General features: G+C 64.6%; 16 protein-coding genes. 12 read left to right on the top strand and 4 right to left on the bottom strand.

What is annotated here, in order from left to right:
- Nucleotides 1-16: 16 nt before the first annotated feature.
- From OXF11_02905 to ribB, 3 genes are read left to right on the top strand one after another with little or no spacing between them, the layout of a single operon-like run.
- A complete protein-coding gene (locus OXF11_02905; protein MCY4486049.1) occupies nucleotides 17-1732 on the top strand; it encodes a proline--tRNA ligase in 1716 nt (571 codons plus the stop codon).
- A complete protein-coding gene (pyrF, locus tag OXF11_02900; protein ID MCY4486048.1) occupies nucleotides 1729-2463 on the top strand; it encodes an orotidine-5'-phosphate decarboxylase in 735 nt (244 codons plus the stop codon). The genes OXF11_02905 and pyrF overlap by 4 nt, the downstream gene beginning before the upstream one ends.
- A gap of 11 nt (nucleotides 2464-2474) precedes the next feature.
- A complete protein-coding gene (gene ribB, locus OXF11_02895) occupies nucleotides 2475-3584 on the top strand; it encodes a 3,4-dihydroxy-2-butanone-4-phosphate synthase (GenBank protein ID MCY4486047.1) in 1110 nt (369 codons plus the stop codon).
- A 7-nt stretch (nucleotides 3585-3591) separates the two neighbouring features.
- Here ribB and OXF11_02890 read toward each other — a convergent pair whose 3' ends face one another.
- The 4 genes from OXF11_02890 to OXF11_02875 form a co-directional block, all read right to left on the bottom strand.
- The gene (locus OXF11_02890) at nucleotides 3592-4065 is read right to left on the bottom strand and encodes an RES family NAD+ phosphorylase (protein ID MCY4486046.1); all 474 of its coding nucleotides are present in this window, start codon (nucleotides 4063-4065) and stop codon (nucleotides 3592-3594) included.
- Nucleotides 4065-4508, bottom strand: a complete 444-nt coding sequence (locus OXF11_02885; protein ID MCY4486045.1) for a DUF2384 domain-containing protein — start codon at nucleotides 4506-4508, stop codon at nucleotides 4065-4067. Before OXF11_02885 ends, OXF11_02890 begins: the two co-directional genes overlap by 1 nt.
- Before the next feature lie 189 nt (nucleotides 4509-4697).
- A complete protein-coding gene (locus OXF11_02880; protein ID MCY4486044.1) occupies nucleotides 4698-5297 on the bottom strand; it encodes a hypothetical protein in 600 nt (199 codons plus the stop codon).
- A 22-nt stretch (nucleotides 5298-5319) separates the two neighbouring features.
- Nucleotides 5320-6312, bottom strand: a complete 993-nt coding sequence (locus OXF11_02875; GenBank protein ID MCY4486043.1) for an ABC transporter substrate-binding protein — start codon at nucleotides 6310-6312, stop codon at nucleotides 5320-5322.
- Nucleotides 6313-6508: 196 nt separating this feature from the next.
- Here OXF11_02875 and OXF11_02870 point away from each other — a divergent pair, with 196 nt between their 5' ends.
- The 9 genes from OXF11_02870 to OXF11_02830 all read left to right on the top strand — a co-directional run bounded on the left by OXF11_02870 (nucleotide 6509) and on the right by OXF11_02830 (nucleotide 15048).
- Complete coding sequence (locus OXF11_02870; protein ID MCY4486042.1) at nucleotides 6509-6886, top strand: NADH-quinone oxidoreductase subunit A; 378 nt, start codon at nucleotides 6509-6511, stop codon at nucleotides 6884-6886.
- A 28-nt stretch (nucleotides 6887-6914) separates the two neighbouring features.
- Nucleotides 6915-7421 (top strand): NADH-quinone oxidoreductase subunit C, encoded by a 507-nt coding sequence (locus tag OXF11_02865; GenBank protein MCY4486041.1) that lies wholly within the window; start codon nucleotides 6915-6917, stop codon nucleotides 7419-7421.
- A gap of 106 nt (nucleotides 7422-7527) precedes the next feature.
- Nucleotides 7528-8664: an NADH-quinone oxidoreductase subunit D gene (locus tag OXF11_02860; protein ID MCY4486040.1), complete on the top strand. Its 1137-nt coding sequence runs from the start codon at nucleotides 7528-7530 to the stop codon at nucleotides 8662-8664.
- A gap of 22 nt (nucleotides 8665-8686) precedes the next feature.
- A complete protein-coding gene (gene nuoH / locus OXF11_02855; GenBank protein ID MCY4486039.1) occupies nucleotides 8687-9892 on the top strand; it encodes an NADH-quinone oxidoreductase subunit NuoH in 1206 nt (401 codons plus the stop codon).
- Nucleotides 9893-9913: 21 nt separating this feature from the next.
- A complete protein-coding gene (locus OXF11_02850) occupies nucleotides 9914-10453 on the top strand; it encodes a 4Fe-4S binding protein (GenBank protein ID MCY4486038.1) in 540 nt (179 codons plus the stop codon).
- 131 nt (nucleotides 10454-10584) lie between these two features.
- Nucleotides 10585-11091, top strand: a complete 507-nt coding sequence (locus tag OXF11_02845) for an NADH-quinone oxidoreductase subunit J (protein ID MCY4486037.1) — start codon at nucleotides 10585-10587, stop codon at nucleotides 11089-11091.
- 11 nt (nucleotides 11092-11102) lie between these two features.
- Nucleotides 11103-11435, top strand: a complete 333-nt coding sequence (gene nuoK, locus OXF11_02840; protein MCY4486036.1) for an NADH-quinone oxidoreductase subunit NuoK — start codon at nucleotides 11103-11105, stop codon at nucleotides 11433-11435.
- Nucleotides 11436-11446: 11 nt separating this feature from the next.
- Nucleotides 11447-13480: an NADH-quinone oxidoreductase subunit L gene (gene nuoL / locus OXF11_02835; GenBank protein ID MCY4486035.1), complete on the top strand. Its 2034-nt coding sequence runs from the start codon at nucleotides 11447-11449 to the stop codon at nucleotides 13478-13480.
- Between the two features lie 47 nt (nucleotides 13481-13527).
- Nucleotides 13528-15048, top strand: a complete 1521-nt coding sequence (locus tag OXF11_02830; GenBank protein ID MCY4486034.1) for an NADH-quinone oxidoreductase subunit M — start codon at nucleotides 13528-13530, stop codon at nucleotides 15046-15048.

The following is a 15048-nucleotide window of genomic DNA, read 5'->3' as shown; positions in this document are numbered from 1 at the left end:
TGCCTATAAGTGATGCATGCGCTGGCGAACGTCTTTCATACCCACGGTCAAGGAAGACCCTTCGGACGCGGATGTGGTCAGTCACCGGCTGCTGGTGCGCGCCGGCATGATCCGGCAGGTGAGCCGCGGGGTGTACGATATCCTGCCGCTGGCGCTCCGCACCCTGCGCAAGATCGAGGCCATCGTGCGCGAGGAGATGAACCGGGCCGGCGCCCAGGAACTGCTGATGCCCGTCACCTCCCCCGCCGAGCTGTGGCAGGACAGCGGCCGCTGGAACGTGTACGGCAAGGAGCTGCTGCGCTTCAAGGACCGTCACGAGCGCGACTTCTGCCTCGCCCCCACCCACGAGGAGGTCATCACCGACATCGTGCGCCGGGACGTGCGCTCCTACCGCGAGTTGCCCATGAACCTCTACCAGATCCAGACCAAGTTCCGGGACGAGGTGCGGCCGCGGTTCGGGCTCATGCGCGGGCGTGAGTTCATCATGAAGGATGCCTACAGCTTCCACCTGGACCGGGAAGACGCCGAGCGCGAGTACCACAACATGTACGACACCTACCGGCGCATCTTCACTCGCTGCGGCCTGAGCTTCCGCGCGGTGGAGGCCGATTCCGGCGCCATCGGCGGGAGCCTGTCGCACGAGTTCCAGGTGCTGGCGGAATCGGGCGAGGACGCGCTCGCGGCGTGCGGCGCCTGCGACTACGCGGCCAACGTGCAGAAGGCGGAGTCGCGGCTGGCGGAATACGAGGGCGCCGCGGGCGGTGCCGAGGCGGAGGTGGTGGCCACTCCCGGCCTCAAGACCGTCCCGGAAGTCTCCGAGTTCCTGAAGGTACCGCCGGAGCGCTTCATCAAGACCATGATCTACCGGAAGCCGTCCAGAGGGCTGCTGGCGGTGCTGGTGCGCGGCGACCACGAGGTCAACGAGACCAAGCTGGGCAACCTGCTGGATACCATCGCCGTGGAGTTGGCCGACGAGGATGAGGTGCGGCAGGCCGTGGGGGCGCCGACGGGGTTCCTGGGCCCCGTGAACCTGCCCCTGGAGGTGTGGGCGGACCACGCCGTTCAGGGCATGACCGACGCGGTCGTCGGCGCCAACCGGAACGACGCCCACACCATCCACGTGGACCAGGCCCGGGATTTCACCCCCGCGCGCTTCGCGGATCTGCGTCTGGTTCGGGCCGGAGACCGTTGCGCGCGCTGCGAGGCGGGCGTCATCGAGGAGCATCGCGGCATCGAGGTGGGGCACGTCTTCTACCTCGGCCGCAAGTACAGCGAAGCCATGAGTGCCACCATCCTCGACTCCGAGGGGCACGAGCGCGCCATGGAGATGGGCTGCTACGGCATCGGCGTCACGCGGCTCATGGCCGCATCCATTGAGCAGAACAACGACGCCGACGGCATCATCTGGCCCCTGTCCATCGCGCCCTTCGCCGTCGAGCTGCTGCCCCTCAACTACAAGGAGGACGCCGTCCGGGAGGTCACGGACCGTATCTACGACGGCCTCAGGGAAGCCGGCTGGGAGGTCTTGCTGGACGACCGCGACGAACGGCCCGGCGTCAAGTTCAAGGACGCCGACCTGGTGGGCATCCCGCTGCGCATCACCGTCGGCGCCCGGGGTCTGGCCAAGGGCAACGTGGAACTGCGCTGGCGCCGGGATGGGGCCAGCGAGGATATTCCCGTGGATGACGCCGCGGCGCGCATCGTCGCGGCGCTCGAAGGAGCGGCGACATGACCTCCGGCGGCTCCGGTGTCAAGGAACGGCTGATCGTCGCGCTGGACCTGGCCGACCCGGAAAAGGCGCGCTCCCTCGCCACCCTGCTGGCGCCGGAAGTGGGGATGTTCAAGGTCGGCAAGCAGCTCTTCGTGAACGCCGGGCCGGACATCGTGCGCATGATCCACGACCTCGGCGGCGAGGTTTTCCTCGACCTCAAGTTCCACGACATACCCAACACCGTGGCGGCGGCGGCCGTGGAGGCCGCCCGGCTGGGCGTCAAGCTGTTCAACGTGCACGCCTCCGGCGGGCGCGAGATGATGCGCCAGACCGCGGCGGCGGTGGAGGAAGCGTGCGCCGCGGAGAGCCTGCGGCGTCCGGCGGTGCTCGGCGTCACGGTGCTCACCAGCCTGGACGGCGCGGACCTCGAAGCACAGGGTATCCAGGGAGACGTTCCCGCTCACGTGGTGCGGCTTGCACGCATGACCCGTGAGACCGGACTGGCGGGCGTGGTCTGCTCCGCGCAGGAAGTCCGCGACATCCGGCGCGCTTGCGGCGACGCGTTCCTGCTGGTGACGCCGGGCATCCGCCCCGCCGGCCAGCAGGCGGGCGACCAGAAGCGGGTCATGACCCCCGGCGACGCCGTGCGCGCCGGCATCGACTACATCGTGGTGGGCAGGCCCATCACCGGGGCGGACGACCCGCCCGCGGCGGCGCGGTCGGTGGTGGCGGAGATGGATGGCGGATGTTAGGTTAGGAACCCATGGCCGTAGCCACCATCGAAGAATCACTGGAAGACATCCGTCAAGGCAAGATGGTCATCCTGATGGATGACGAGAACCGCGAGAACGAGGGCGACCTCACCATGGCCGCGGAGTTGGTCACTCCCGAGGCCATCAACTTCATGGCCACTTGGGGACGGGGCCTGATCTGCCTGCCGCTGACCGAGGACAAGGTCGCGCAACTCGGCCTCACCATGATGGTGCGGGACAACACGGCCCCCTATGGCACGGCCTTCACGGTATCCATCGACGGCGTCAAGAACGTCACCACCGGCATCTCCGCCTCCGACCGCGCCGAGACCATCCTCGCCGCCATCGCGGACGACGCCAATCCCGGGGACCTGTGCACTCCAGGACACATTTTCCCCCTGCGCGCCAGGAACGGCGGCGTGCTCGTGCGCACCGGCCAGACCGAAGGATCCGTGGACCTGTGCCGGCTGGCGGGGCTCAAGCCCGCCGGCGTGATCTGCGAGATCATGAAGGACGACGGCACGATGGCGCGGCTGTCGGACCTCGAGGAGTTCGGCGAGAAGTACGACCTCAAGCTTTGCACCATCAAGGACCTCATCGAGTACCGGCTCAAGCACGACTCGCTCATCCACCGGGTCGCCTCGACGCGCCTGCCCACGCGCTACGGCGGCGATTTCCAGGCGGTGGTGTACAACACCCACGTGGATGCCACCGAGCACCTGGCGCTCATCAAGGGAGAGATATCCGGGGACCGCGAGACCATGGTGCGGGTGTGCACCAAGTTTCTCCCCGGCGACGTCTTCGGCTTCGAGTTCTTCGACACCGGCTCGGTCATCAAGCAGTCCATGGAGCTGATCGCCAAGGAAGGCGCCGGCGTCGTGCTCTACCTGCAGCCCGAGGGCAAGGGACTGCGCACCGACGAGGCGGGAAAGCAAAGGAGCTTCCGCGACTTCGGCATCGGCGCCCAGATCCTCCGGGACTTGGGCGTACGCAAGCTCCGCCTCGTCACCAACAACCCTCGAAACCTCGTCGGCCTTTCCGGCTACGGCCTCGAAATCACCAGCTCCGTCTCCTTCACCACCCCGCCCAACACCATCGGCAGACCCGCCGCGGGCGGCTGACGCCTGCTCACCCGAAGGTGAAGAGCCGCGGGTCGTATTCGAACATCCGGGTGTAGGAAATATAGATGCGGGTCACCGCCTCGTGCCGGTGGTTGATCAGAAAGTTTCTGTCGCCGGACTCCGCGATGGGAACGATCACCGATGGAACACGCAACAGGCAACCGCCGGCGCCGTGCAGCCATTCGTCACCGATTCGCTGTGTCGCTGGTTGGTTCGATCGCCAATTGACCGGCAATTGGTCTGTTCGGACTTCGTCCGTTGCGAGCTCGTCAGGCACTTCGTAACAGACCAGCGTGGTGCCGTCCGGCAGTAGTGCCGGGTCCTCCACATGAACGAGCTTTTCCAGCACACAAAGCGCGGGACCGGTGGCGCAATAGGTCACAAGGTGCCCACGCGTATTCCAGCGGCCATCATGGTACAGGCCATAGCCGCCGTCGAAGCGGTGGGCATCCTCGGCGTTCGACAACCGCCAAAGCCGCATCAGGCAGCGGCACCCCAGGCGATTTTCGCCAGGATGTCTTCGACGAGACGGGTGCCTGCCGCCGTTTGGGTCAGGTCGATCGGTCGCCGATCGTCCAACGAAGCGAGGTTCTTGTGAAGCCAGCGACAGGCCTTGTCTTGGTTTCCGAAGGTCCTCTCCGCCAACGCGATCACCCGAGCCACCCGCGCCGCACGGTCGGATTCCTCGACCGTCAGCCTCCCGCTGCCTGCCCTTCGGTGGGAGAGGGTCCGAGGTTTGATGATCAGGCGGCCAATTTCATTTTCCGTTACCCCCCGCCGTCTCAGAGCGTCAACAGTCGTGACGGAGAAACCGCCCTCTACCGCTTTGGTCATGTCGGCATCGGTGTTCACCGTCACCCCAATGGCTCGACATCCGCCAAGTATGGTTGCCGCAACATTCGCCAAATGCATCGTGTCTTCCATAGTCGCTCCCTGCGCATTTGCGTAGTTTGTAGCGGCAAATTGCGATCCGGGCAAGGGTTGGCGTCCATCCTTCCGGCGTGGCCCGGCTGCCGGCATGGTCGTCGATCGTGTGTATGTGGAGGTCGGCTTTGAACCAACGTGCGCCAGGGATGTCGCGTTGCCATTGGTCAGTTGATTGTCGTCTGAAGCTCATGACTCCGCCTCGACCACTGTCGTCCGCAAATACCGGTGCACGGAATTTCGCAGGCGCTTGAGGGCGTCGTCGATGGAGCGGAACATCTGCTCTTCGACCAGGTCGCCGTGGATCCAGTAGTCCAGGGACGGCGACTCGGTGAAGTTGATGTCCAGGAGCTTTTCGCCCGGGGGGTCGCCGGTGATGAGGATGCGGACGGAGTAGCCGGCGTCGACGGCGAGGGCGCGGGCGTAGCGCGGGATGCGCAGGGCGTCCTTGATGTGGTTGAGGCGCTTGGTGGGGAACTCGCCGACACCCAGGGACACGTAGACCCAGCGTTCGTCGTTGTTGCCCAGCTCGCGCAGGACCTGGCCGTTGATGTTGACGATGTTCTGGAGCGCGCGTTCCTGGCGATAGTCCTTCAGCAGCTCGAAGGCCCAGCGCTCTATGACGCCCTTGGGTTCGCGCTCGGCGGGTTCCTGTCCCCGCCGGATGCCGGTGTCGATCCACCACTTGGTTTCCTGGATGGCGGGATCGGGGCCGCTTGCTGACGGCTCCGGCGTCATGGGCTGTTCGGGCGGAGGGGCGTCGCCGCCCGGCTTTTCGGGGTCGGCCAAGTACCTGTACCTTATACGATGCCTATACCTTGAACTCGTTCAGCGTGCTCGGCGCGAACAGGCTGTCCACTTCCAGCCGCTGCTTGATGAGACCCTGCTCGTGGGCGTAGCCCACCAGCGTCTCCAAAACGTGGCGGTTGGGCTCCAGGCCGTAGGCCCAGGGGTCGGGCCCCAGGACCTCCCGTTCCTTCTCCATCTGCTCGATGGACCAGGCCATCATGTACTTGAGCGCGGAGTATTCGTACATGGCCTCGGCGCACAGCCGCTTGGACTCGCAGAAGGCCTTGTAGAGGTTCTGGGCCACCCAGGGATGGCGTTCGTACACGTCCTCCCGGAAGACCAGGGTGTGCATGATGGGGAAGATGCCGGTCTTGCGGAAGTACGCCTCCTCCACCGCGCGGAAGTCCGGGAACAGGCGCGCCACCCCGGGGGAGCGGCGCACGAAGGGCGACGGCATGTGCGCCGAGATCAGCGCGTCGATGTCGCCGTTCTCCAACATGGAGGAGAGCGTCTGCTCCGGGCCGATGGGGGTGATGGAAAGGGTCTCGGGGAGGTCCGGACGGAGCTTTTCCTCCCGGCCGGGTGTCTCTTCCCCGCCCGTGAACCAGTTTACCTTTTCGAGTTCCACGCCGTACTCGTGCTGCAAGAGGCCGCGTTGCCAGATGGCCGCGGTCATCTGGTACTCGGGAACACCGATGCGCTTGCCGTTGAGGTCGCCGGGTGCCTTGATGCCGGAGCCGGTGTGAATGTAGATGCCGGAGTGGCGGAAGGCGCGGGAGGGAAACACGGGAATCGCCACGAAACGGGGCGTGCCCTTGTCCTTGGACATCAGGTACGAGCCCATGGACATCTCGGCGGCGTCGAAGTCCTGGTAGCGCAGCATGCGCCAGAAGGTCTCCTCGACGCGGAACGGCAGGTAGGTCAGCTCGACCCCCTCCACCGGCACGCGGCCCTCCTGCAAGGGGCGCGTACGGTCATAGTCCCAACAGGCGACGGTGATGCGGACACTTGCCATGGTGTGTGCTCTCTTTCGTTGCGTCGGAGGGTTTGCGCCGGCCATCCGGCTGCCGGTTAGGGTAACAGGAACGGTGCGGCAGTGTAAGCGCGCCCCGTGGCTGGCCCGCACCGCTTGGTTTGACCGGGAGGGGCTTTTGTGTATATAGTGGCCGTCTGAAAAAGGTCATTGATTTCTTTAGCTTATCCAAGGAAAAATGCTTTTCGACTTTGCCAGCGTCCTTTGCTTCACGTTGTTGGGGGCGGCCTTCGTCTGGGTCAACCTGCTGATCGGCCGGCTGCTGAGGCCTTCCAATCCGCAGCTCCGCAAGCTCATGACCTACGAGTGCGGCGAGCCCGCGTCCGGCAGCGCCTGGGTCAACTTCAACGTCCGGTTCTACTTTATCGCCCTCATATTCATCATCTTCGAGGTGGAGATCGCCTTCATCTTCCCGGTGGCGGTGGTGTTCCGCGACTGGCTCCAGAACGACGCGGGGCTCTTTGCCTTCGCCGCCATCTCCGTCTTCACCCTCATCGTGTTCCTGGGGCTCATCTACGACTGGTGCAAGGGCGATCTGGAGTGGGTGAAGAACTGACCCTTCGTCTCCGGCAGGTACCGACGACATGACGGCAAAAGAGATATACGAGCGCGTCCGGGAACTGTGCCCGGACGGCGTGGGTGGGTTCGACGAGGAGGTTCCGGAGCCGTTCTTCAAGGTCGAGCCGGCGCGCGTCCAGGAGGTCTGCCGAGCGTTGCGCGACGACGAGGCCCTCAGGTTCCACGTGCTCTCGGACCTGACGGCCGTGGACCTCCCGAAGGAGAACGTCATCCAGGTGGTCTACCACCTGTATTCATACGACTCCAAGGAGCAGACCGTGGTCAAGGTCGATCTCGACCGCGACGCGGCGCGGATCGCCACGGTGGAGGAGATCTGGAAGGTCGCCAACTGGTTCGAGCGGGAGGTGTTCGACCTTTTTGGAGTCTTCTTCGAAGGGCACTCGGACCTGCGCAGGATCCTGTTGCCCGAAGACTGGGTGGGTTATCCCCTGCGCAAGGATTTCGTCGAGCAGGAAGAGTACGACGGCATCAGCACCGAGCGCGCGCCGCTGGTGCCGGAGAACCTGCGGTAGGGACGGGGCTCGAGCCCCTCGCGTCCGGCCGCGAATCGGGCCGAGGGCGGGGTTTGATGCCGTCCGGTCAGGCCGTCGTCGGACCGACTGACGAAGGATCGATATCATGAGCGAGGTTTCCACCGGTACGGGCCTGCACACCGAGGACATGACCCTGAACGTGGGGCCGCAGCACCCGAGCACCCACGGGGTGCTTCGGTTCGTGGTCAAGACCGACGGCGAGGTCATCAACGAGGCCATCCCGGACGTGGGCTACCTGCACCGCTCCATCGAGAAGATCGGCGAGAAGTGCACGTGGCACGGCTACGTGCCCTACACCGACCGGGCCGACTATCTCGCCGCCATGTTCGCCAACCAGGGCTTCTGCATGGCCGCCGAGCGGCTGGGCGGAGTCGAGGTGCCGCCGCGCGGCGAGTACTGCCGCGTCATCGCCTGCGAGCTCAACCGCGTCGCCAGCCACCTCATCGCGGTGGGCACGTTCGGCCAGGACATCGGCGCCATCACGCCGTTCCTGCACGCGCTGCGCGAGCGCGAGACCATCAACGACCTCATGGAGGAGATCTGCGGCGCGCGCCTCACCTACAACTACCTGCGCATCGGCGGCGTCGGCTACGACATCAAGCCCGAGACATGCGGCCGCATCACCGCGTTCCTGGACCACTTCGAGACCATCGTCGACGAGTACAACCGGTTGCTGTCCAACAACAAGATCTTCATCGAGCGGCTGGCCAACGTCGCGGTCATTTCGAAGGAGGACGCGCTCCAGTACAACCTGGTGGGGCCCAACCTGCGGGCGTCCGGGGTGCATTGGGACATTCGCCGGGACATCCCCTACTCGGTCTATCCCGAGCTGGACTTCGACGTGCCGGTGGGCCGGGGGGAGCGCGGCTCGCAGGGCGATTCCTACGACCGCTACTACGTGCGAATTCGCGAGCTGCTGGAGAGTTGCAGGATCCTGCGCCAGTGCCTCGACAAGATGCCCGACGGCCCGGCCGTCGCCAAGGTCGCGCGCAAGTTCAAGCCGCCCGCCGGTGAGACCTACGTGCGCATCGAGGCGCCGCGCGGCGACATGGGCTACTACGTGGTGAGCGACGGCAGCGAGTACCCTTACCGGGTGCGCATCCGCACCGGCTCCTTCACCGCCATGAGCATCATCGACAAGATCAGTCCGGGCATCATGGTGGCGGACCTGATCGCGCTGATCGCGAGCCTGGACGTGGACGCTCCAGAGATTGACCGCTAGACACGACGCTGAGGCCGCAGAGATGGAATTCACCGTTCAAGACCTGATACAGGCGTTGCTGCCGGCGGCGATCCCGGCGCCCGTGGGCTATGCGCTGGCCGCGATCCTGGTGGCCTTCGCCGTGCTGTCGTTGTTCGTGGCGCCGCTGGCCGGGGTGACGAGCTGGCTCGAGCGGCGCGTGTGGGCGCGCATGCAGTCCCGCGTCGGCCCCAACCGGGTCGGGCCGCAGGGTATCCTCCAGTGGCTCGCGGACGGCGTCAAGAACATACAGAAAGAGGACATCATCCCGTCGTCGGCCGACAGGAAGCTCTTCCTGCTGGCACCGTACATCGTCTTCGCCGGGTTCCTCGGGGCCTTCGTCGTCATCCCCTTCGGCAGTTGGCTGATCCCCGCGGACCTCAATATCGGCATCCTCTACCTGTTGGCCATCACCTCGCTCGCGGTGGTGGGCATCCTGATGGCGGGCTGGTCTTCCAACAACAAGTGGTCGCTGCTGGGCGGCATGCGCTCGGCCGCGCAGATCGTCAGCTACGAGATCCCCGCCGGGCTGTCGGTGCTGACGGTGATCTTCCTGTCCGGCACCCTGAGCATGCAGGGGATCATCCAGGCCCAGGGATGGGCGCCGCAGGACTGGTTCATCTTCTACAATCCCTTCACCCTGGTGGCCTTCTTCATGTTCTTCACCTCCGCGCTGGCCGAGGGGAACCGCACGCCCTTCGACATTCCCGAGGCGGAGTCGGAGCTGGTGGCCGGCTACGTGACCGAGTACAGCGGCATGCGCTTCCTGTTCTTCTTCTTCGCGGAGTGGGGCAACCTGTACGTCATCGGCGCCATCGCGACGACCCTGTTCCTCGGCGGGTGGCAGATCCCCGCGACCATCCTGGGCGTGACCATGGCCGAGTATCCGGTGGCCAAGGGCGTGGTGGAGTTCACGGTCTTCTTCGCCAAGTCGTATATGTGGGTCCTCGTGGCCATGTGGATCCGCGGCACCCTGCCGCGGGTGCGGGTGGACCAGCTCATGGCCATGTGCTGGAAATACATGGTGCCCATCGCGTTCGTGTGCATGTTCGGCACCATCGTGCTGCTGGTGGCCTGGCCCGACGGGAATCCCGCGCTGAGCCTGGCGACCCTGGGCTTCACGGTGCTGGTCGTCCTTTATTTCATGTGGCGGGTGGTCTACCAGATCATGCACTCGCGCCCCGAGCTTTACCTCAAGCCCTACGTATAGGGACCAACGCGGGGAAACGTCATGAGCGAAGTCATCAACTACTTCCAGAACATCAAGGATACGGTGAGCAGTATCTTCGAGGGCATGTCCATCACGTTCTCGCACTTCGTGCGCAAGCCCTCGACGGTGCAGTATCCCGACCGCATCGCCCAGCAGGTGCAGGACACCCTGCCGCTGCGTTACCGCGGCATCCTCGAGGTCGACATGGACATCTGCACCGGGTGCCTGGCGTGCGAGCGGGTGTGCCCGATCAATTGCATCGCCATCGGCATCGAGCGGAACACCGAGACGAACCAACGCGACTTCACCCTGTTTGACATCGACATATGCAAGTGCATGTATTGTGGGCTGTGCATGGAGGCCTGCCCCACGGGATCCATTCGCCACACGCAAGAGTTCGAGGGCGCCTGCAACAATCCCGCCGGTCTGGTGCGCCATTTCGTGACCGAGAGTGTGCCCCTGTACAAGCCGAAGAAGGGCGGCGAGACGGAAAACCGGATGGTCCAGAAGGTGGATATCGGAAAGAGGTACTTGGACGAGATAGCCGAACCGGAGAACTGACGGCCACGAAGTCGGATCCGCGAGGCTTGATCGCCGAAAGGCTGCCGTTCCCGCCGCCGCGGTGCACCATACTACCGGCCCCATTCGTTTGCCGCGGGCCGATCGACTCCCATCACAAGGCTGATTTGATCATGGAGATTCCCATAAACGTCCTCGTATTTTACCTGGTTGCGCTGGTGGTGGTGGGGTCCGCGTGCATCGTGGCGTTCTCGCGCAACATCGTGCACTCGGCGTTCTCGCTGCTGGGCACCTTCGGCGGGGTGGCCGCGCTCTACGTGTTCCTGGGCGCGGACTTCGTGGCGGCGGTGCAGGTATTGATCTACGTGGGCGGGATTCTCGTGCTGATCCTGTTCGCGGTGATGCTGACCCACCGAATCAGCGATATCGACATCACCAACCGCACCGTGGGACGCATCCCCGGACTGGTGGCGGGCGCGGTCTTCCTCGGCATCCTCGTCTACGCCATCGCCGGGACCGACTGGGCGAAGGCCAAGGAAGTGGCTTTCGAGCCGACCACGGCGGTCATCGGCAACCTCTTCCTGGGCGAGTACCTGCTGCCGTTCCAGATCGCCGCGGTGGTGCTGCTGGTGGCCCTCATCGGCGCCATCACGCTGTCGCGCAAGGAAATCAAGGAATAGAGTCTCGCGAGATGGCTGAATACGTTGCATTGCTGGCGGGCGTCGGACTGAAGCACTACCTGGTGGTGTCCGGCATCCTGTTCGCGCTGGGTATCTACATCGTTCTCACGCGGCGCAACGCCATCAGCATCCTGCTGGGGGTCGAGCTCATCCTCAACTCCGCCGGGCTGAACTACGTGGCGTTCTCGCACTTCAGCACCGGTCAGGTGGACGGGCAGATCTACACGGTGTTCATCATCATGCTGGCCGCTTCGGAAGCAGCCATCGGTCTGGCCATCGTCCTCGCCATCTATCAGCTCTTCGCCACCATCGATGTCGAGGCCACCGAGACGCTCAAGGATTAGTTAGCCGCGCCATGGATCACCCCGTTCAAACCGATTTTCTGCGTTGGATCGTGCTGTTCCCGCTGCTGGGCGCGGCGGTGAACGGCCTGCTGGGTGCCCGCATTCAGGAGAACTGGGGCAAGCGCGCGGTGGCGTTCATCGCCTGCGCTCCGGTGACCCTGTCCTTCCTGTTCTCGCTGTGGGCCTTCGGCCGTCTGCTCGGGCTTCCGGCCAAGGAGCGTTTCCTGATCGACGCGTTCTACACCTGGATCCCCATGGGCTCGTTCAGCGTGGACGTGGCCTTCTGGGTGGATCCCCTGTCGGCGATCATGATCCTGGTGGTGAGCGGCATCGGCGGCCTGATCCACTTCTACTCCATCGGCTACATGCACGAGGACCGCTCCTTGTGGCGCTACTTCGCCTACCTGAACCTGTTCACCTTCTCGATGCTGCTGCTGGTGACGGGCGACAACCTGCTGCTCATGTTCGTGGGTTGGGAAGGCGTCGGGCTGTGCTCCTGGGCGCTCATCGGCTTCTGGTACAACGACCACACCAACACGCGTGCCGGCAACAAGGCCTTCATCGTCAACCGGATCGGCGACTTCGGCTTCGTGCTCGGCATCTTCCTGCTCTACTGGACCCTGGCCGGGCAGGGCCAGGGCACCCTGGCGTTCCGTGAGATCGAGGAGCACGTGGGCCTCTTGGCCAACATGCAGCTCTGGGGCATCGGCGTGGCGACGCTGGTGACGTTCCTGCTGTTCATCGGCGCCACCGGCAAGTCGGCGCAGCTCCCGCTCTACGTCTGGCTCCCCGACGCCATGCAGGGCCCCACCCCGGTGAGCGCGCTGATCCACGCCGCTACCATGGTGACGGCCGGCGTCTACATGATCGCGCGCCTCAACGTGCTGTTCTCGGCCGCTCCCGCGACCCTGGGGCTCATCGCCGTCATCGGCGCCGCCACCGCGGTGTTCGCCGCGACCATCGCGGTGACGCAGAACGACATCAAACGGGTGCTGGCCTACTCGACCATCAGCCAACTCGGCTACATGTTCCTGGCCATGGGCGTGGCCGCCTACACCGCCGGCGTTTTCCACCTGCTGACCCACGCGTTCTTCAAGGCGCTGCTCTTCCTGGGCTCCGGCAGCATCATCCACGCCATGCAGGGGGAGCAGGACATGCGCCAGATGGGCGGTCTGCGCACGGCGATGCCGGCGACCTTCTGGACCTTTACCATCGGCGTCCTGGCCATCGCCGGGACGCCGTTCCTGGCCGGCTTCTTCTCCAAGGACGCGATCCTGTGGCAGGCCTGGGCGAGCCACAACGAGGTGCTGTGGGGCGTGGCCGTTTTCGTGGCGGGCCTGACGGCCTTCTACATGTTCCGCCAGTTCTTCATGGTGTTCTTCGGTGAATGCCGCGCCGACCATCACGTGCGCGATCACCTGCACGAGTCCCCGAAGATCATGACCTGGCCGTTGTGGATCCTCGCCGCGGGCTCCGTCGTCGTGGGCTATATCGGGCTGCCGCCGTTCATGGGGGTGAACCTGCTGGACGGCTGGCTCGATCCGGTGATCCACTTGCCGCACGGCGAACACCATTCCGTGGCGGAAGAGGTGGGCGTCATGAGCGTGTCCATCGCCGCCGCGGCCGCGGGCGTGGCCGTCGCCTGGTTCCTCTACTACCTGCGTACCCCGTCACGGGACGACTCCCCGGAAGCCAAGGGGCCCGTCTACCGCCTGCTCTACAACAAGTACTACGTGGACGAGGTCTACCAGTTCGTCTTCGTGGGCGGCACGCTGCTGCTGGCGCGCATCGGGGCGGCCTTCGACCGTTACATCATCGACACCATCGTGGACGGATCGGCCAAGGTCACCATCATCATCTCCTGGTTCAACGGCCTGTTGGACAAGTACGTCGTCGACATGCTGGTCAACGCCGTGGCCAACGTGACCTTTGCGGTGGGCAACAATTTCCGCCGGGTCCAGACCGGGAACATCAACAGCTACCTCTACGTCGTGGTGGGAGCCGTGGTGGTCGCCCTGATCGTCAAGCTGCGCTACTGGAGCTGAGAAACGCGCGGCGCCGCCGGAGCTGATTCAGAAGGAGAGATGCGAAAATGACCGAACATGTGCTGAGCTACATGGTCTTCTTCCCCCTGGCCGGGATGTTGATCGTGCTGTGCCTGCCCAGTGATCGCCACGACCTCATTCGCTGGGTTTCGGCCGCGGCCACGGTACCTCCGCTCCTTCTGGGGATCTGGCTCTACGCCAACTTCGACACCACCACCACCGCCATGCAGTTCGTGGAGCGGGCCGCGTGGATCCCGGCGTTCAACATCGAGTACTTCGTGGGCGTGGACGGCCTCAGCGTCTCCATGCTGCTGCTGACCGCGCTGCTGTCCTTCCTCTGCATCTTCGCGTCCTGGGGCATCGACAAGGGGGTCAAGGGTTACTTCGCGTTGTTCCTCTTGTTGGACACGGGCATGACCGGCGTGTTCGTGGCGCTGGACTTCGTGCTCTTCTACGTCTTCTGGGAAGTCATGCTGCTTCCCATGTACTTCCTCATCGGCATCTGGGGCGGCCCGCGCAAGGAATACGCCGCCATCAAGTTCTTCCTCTACACGCTGCTGGGCAGCGTGCTCATGCTGATCGCGATCCTGGCGCTCTACTTCTACTCCGAGCCCAACACCTTCGACATGACCAAGCTCATGGACCGGAACAGCCTGTACAGCACCGAGCCGCTGGGAATGTGGCCCTTCAGCGTATGGGGCTGGGGCTTCCAGCACGTGGTGTGGATGGCCCTGTTCATCGGTTTCGCCATCAAGATCCCGGCTTTCCCGTTCCACACCTGGCTGCCCGACGCCCACGTGGAGGCGCCCACCGCCATCTCCGTGATCCTGGCGGGCATCCTCCTCAAGATGGGCACCTACGGCATCCTGCGCATCAACTACCCGATGCTGCCGGAGGCCACCGCCGATCTGGCTTTCTGGTTCCTCGCCGCCCTGGGCGCGTGGAACATCGTCTACGGCGGCCTCTGCGCCATGGCCCAGACCGACATGAAGAAGCTGGTGGCCTACTCCAGCGTGAGCCACATGGGCTACGTCATGCTGGGGATGGCGGCCTTCAACACCCAGGGCATCAACGGCGCGGTGCTGCAGATGTTCAACCACGGCACCATCACCGCCATGCTCTTCCTGCTCGTGGGCGTCATTTACGATCGCGCCCATCACCGTGATATCGACGGCTTCGGGGGACTGGCCGGCATCATGCCGGTGTACGCCGGCTTCACGGCGCTGGCGTTCTTCGCCTCCATGGGTTTGCCGGGGCTTTCGGGCTTCGTCTCCGAGGTGCTGGTGCTGCTGGGGGCCTGGCCCAGGTACCATGCGCTCACCATCATCGCGGCCCTGGGCATCGTCATCACCGCGGGCTACATGCTGTGGATGATGCAGCGCGTCTATCTCGGCCCGCCCAACGAGAAGTACCGCTCGCTGCCCGATATCAACGGGCGCGAGATTTTCACGCTGTTCCCGCTGGGCGTGATCGTGGTGATCGTCGGGGTCTATCCCCGGGTGGTGCTGGACCTGCTCCAGGCCTCTCTCAACAACATCAACCAGATGGTGATCACGCACCTGTCGTAG

The organism is Deltaproteobacteria bacterium (assembly GCA_026712905.1).
Lineage (GTDB): Bacteria > Desulfobacterota > Binatia > UBA9968 > JAJDTQ01 > JAJDTQ01.
The sequence above is the reverse complement of the archived record's forward strand: the minus strand, read 5'-3'. Positions and strand labels throughout refer to the sequence as shown.

What these genes read in the sequence shown, in the direction of transcription:
- OXF11_02905 (MCY4486049.1), top strand. Translation starts at nt 17, where the DNA reads ATGCGCTGGCGAACGTCTTTCATACCCACGGTCAAGGAAGACCCTTCG.
- pyrF (MCY4486048.1), top strand. Translation starts at nt 1,729, where the DNA reads ATGACCTCCGGCGGCTCCGGTGTCAAGGAACGGCTGATCGTCGCGCTG.
- ribB (MCY4486047.1), top strand. Translation starts at nt 2,475, where the DNA reads ATGGCCGTAGCCACCATCGAAGAATCACTGGAAGACATCCGTCAAGGC.
- OXF11_02890 (MCY4486046.1), bottom strand. Translation starts at nt 4,065, where the DNA reads ATGCGGCTTTGGCGGTTGTCGAACGCCGAGGATGCCCACCGCTTCGAC.
- OXF11_02885 (MCY4486045.1), bottom strand. Translation starts at nt 4,508, where the DNA reads ATGGAAGACACGATGCATTTGGCGAATGTTGCGGCAACCATACTTGGC.
- OXF11_02875 (MCY4486043.1), bottom strand. Translation starts at nt 6,312, where the DNA reads ATGGCAAGTGTCCGCATCACCGTCGCCTGTTGGGACTATGACCGTACG.
- OXF11_02870 (MCY4486042.1), top strand. Translation starts at nt 6,509, where the DNA reads ATGCTTTTCGACTTTGCCAGCGTCCTTTGCTTCACGTTGTTGGGGGCG.
- OXF11_02865 (MCY4486041.1), top strand. Translation starts at nt 6,915, where the DNA reads ATGACGGCAAAAGAGATATACGAGCGCGTCCGGGAACTGTGCCCGGAC.
- OXF11_02860 (MCY4486040.1), top strand. Translation starts at nt 7,528, where the DNA reads ATGAGCGAGGTTTCCACCGGTACGGGCCTGCACACCGAGGACATGACC.
- nuoH (MCY4486039.1), top strand. Translation starts at nt 8,687, where the DNA reads ATGGAATTCACCGTTCAAGACCTGATACAGGCGTTGCTGCCGGCGGCG.
- OXF11_02850 (MCY4486038.1), top strand. Translation starts at nt 9,914, where the DNA reads ATGAGCGAAGTCATCAACTACTTCCAGAACATCAAGGATACGGTGAGC.
- OXF11_02845 (MCY4486037.1), top strand. Translation starts at nt 10,585, where the DNA reads ATGGAGATTCCCATAAACGTCCTCGTATTTTACCTGGTTGCGCTGGTG.
- nuoK (MCY4486036.1), top strand. Translation starts at nt 11,103, where the DNA reads ATGGCTGAATACGTTGCATTGCTGGCGGGCGTCGGACTGAAGCACTAC.
- nuoL (MCY4486035.1), top strand. Translation starts at nt 11,447, where the DNA reads ATGGATCACCCCGTTCAAACCGATTTTCTGCGTTGGATCGTGCTGTTC.
- OXF11_02830 (MCY4486034.1), top strand. Translation starts at nt 13,528, where the DNA reads ATGACCGAACATGTGCTGAGCTACATGGTCTTCTTCCCCCTGGCCGGG.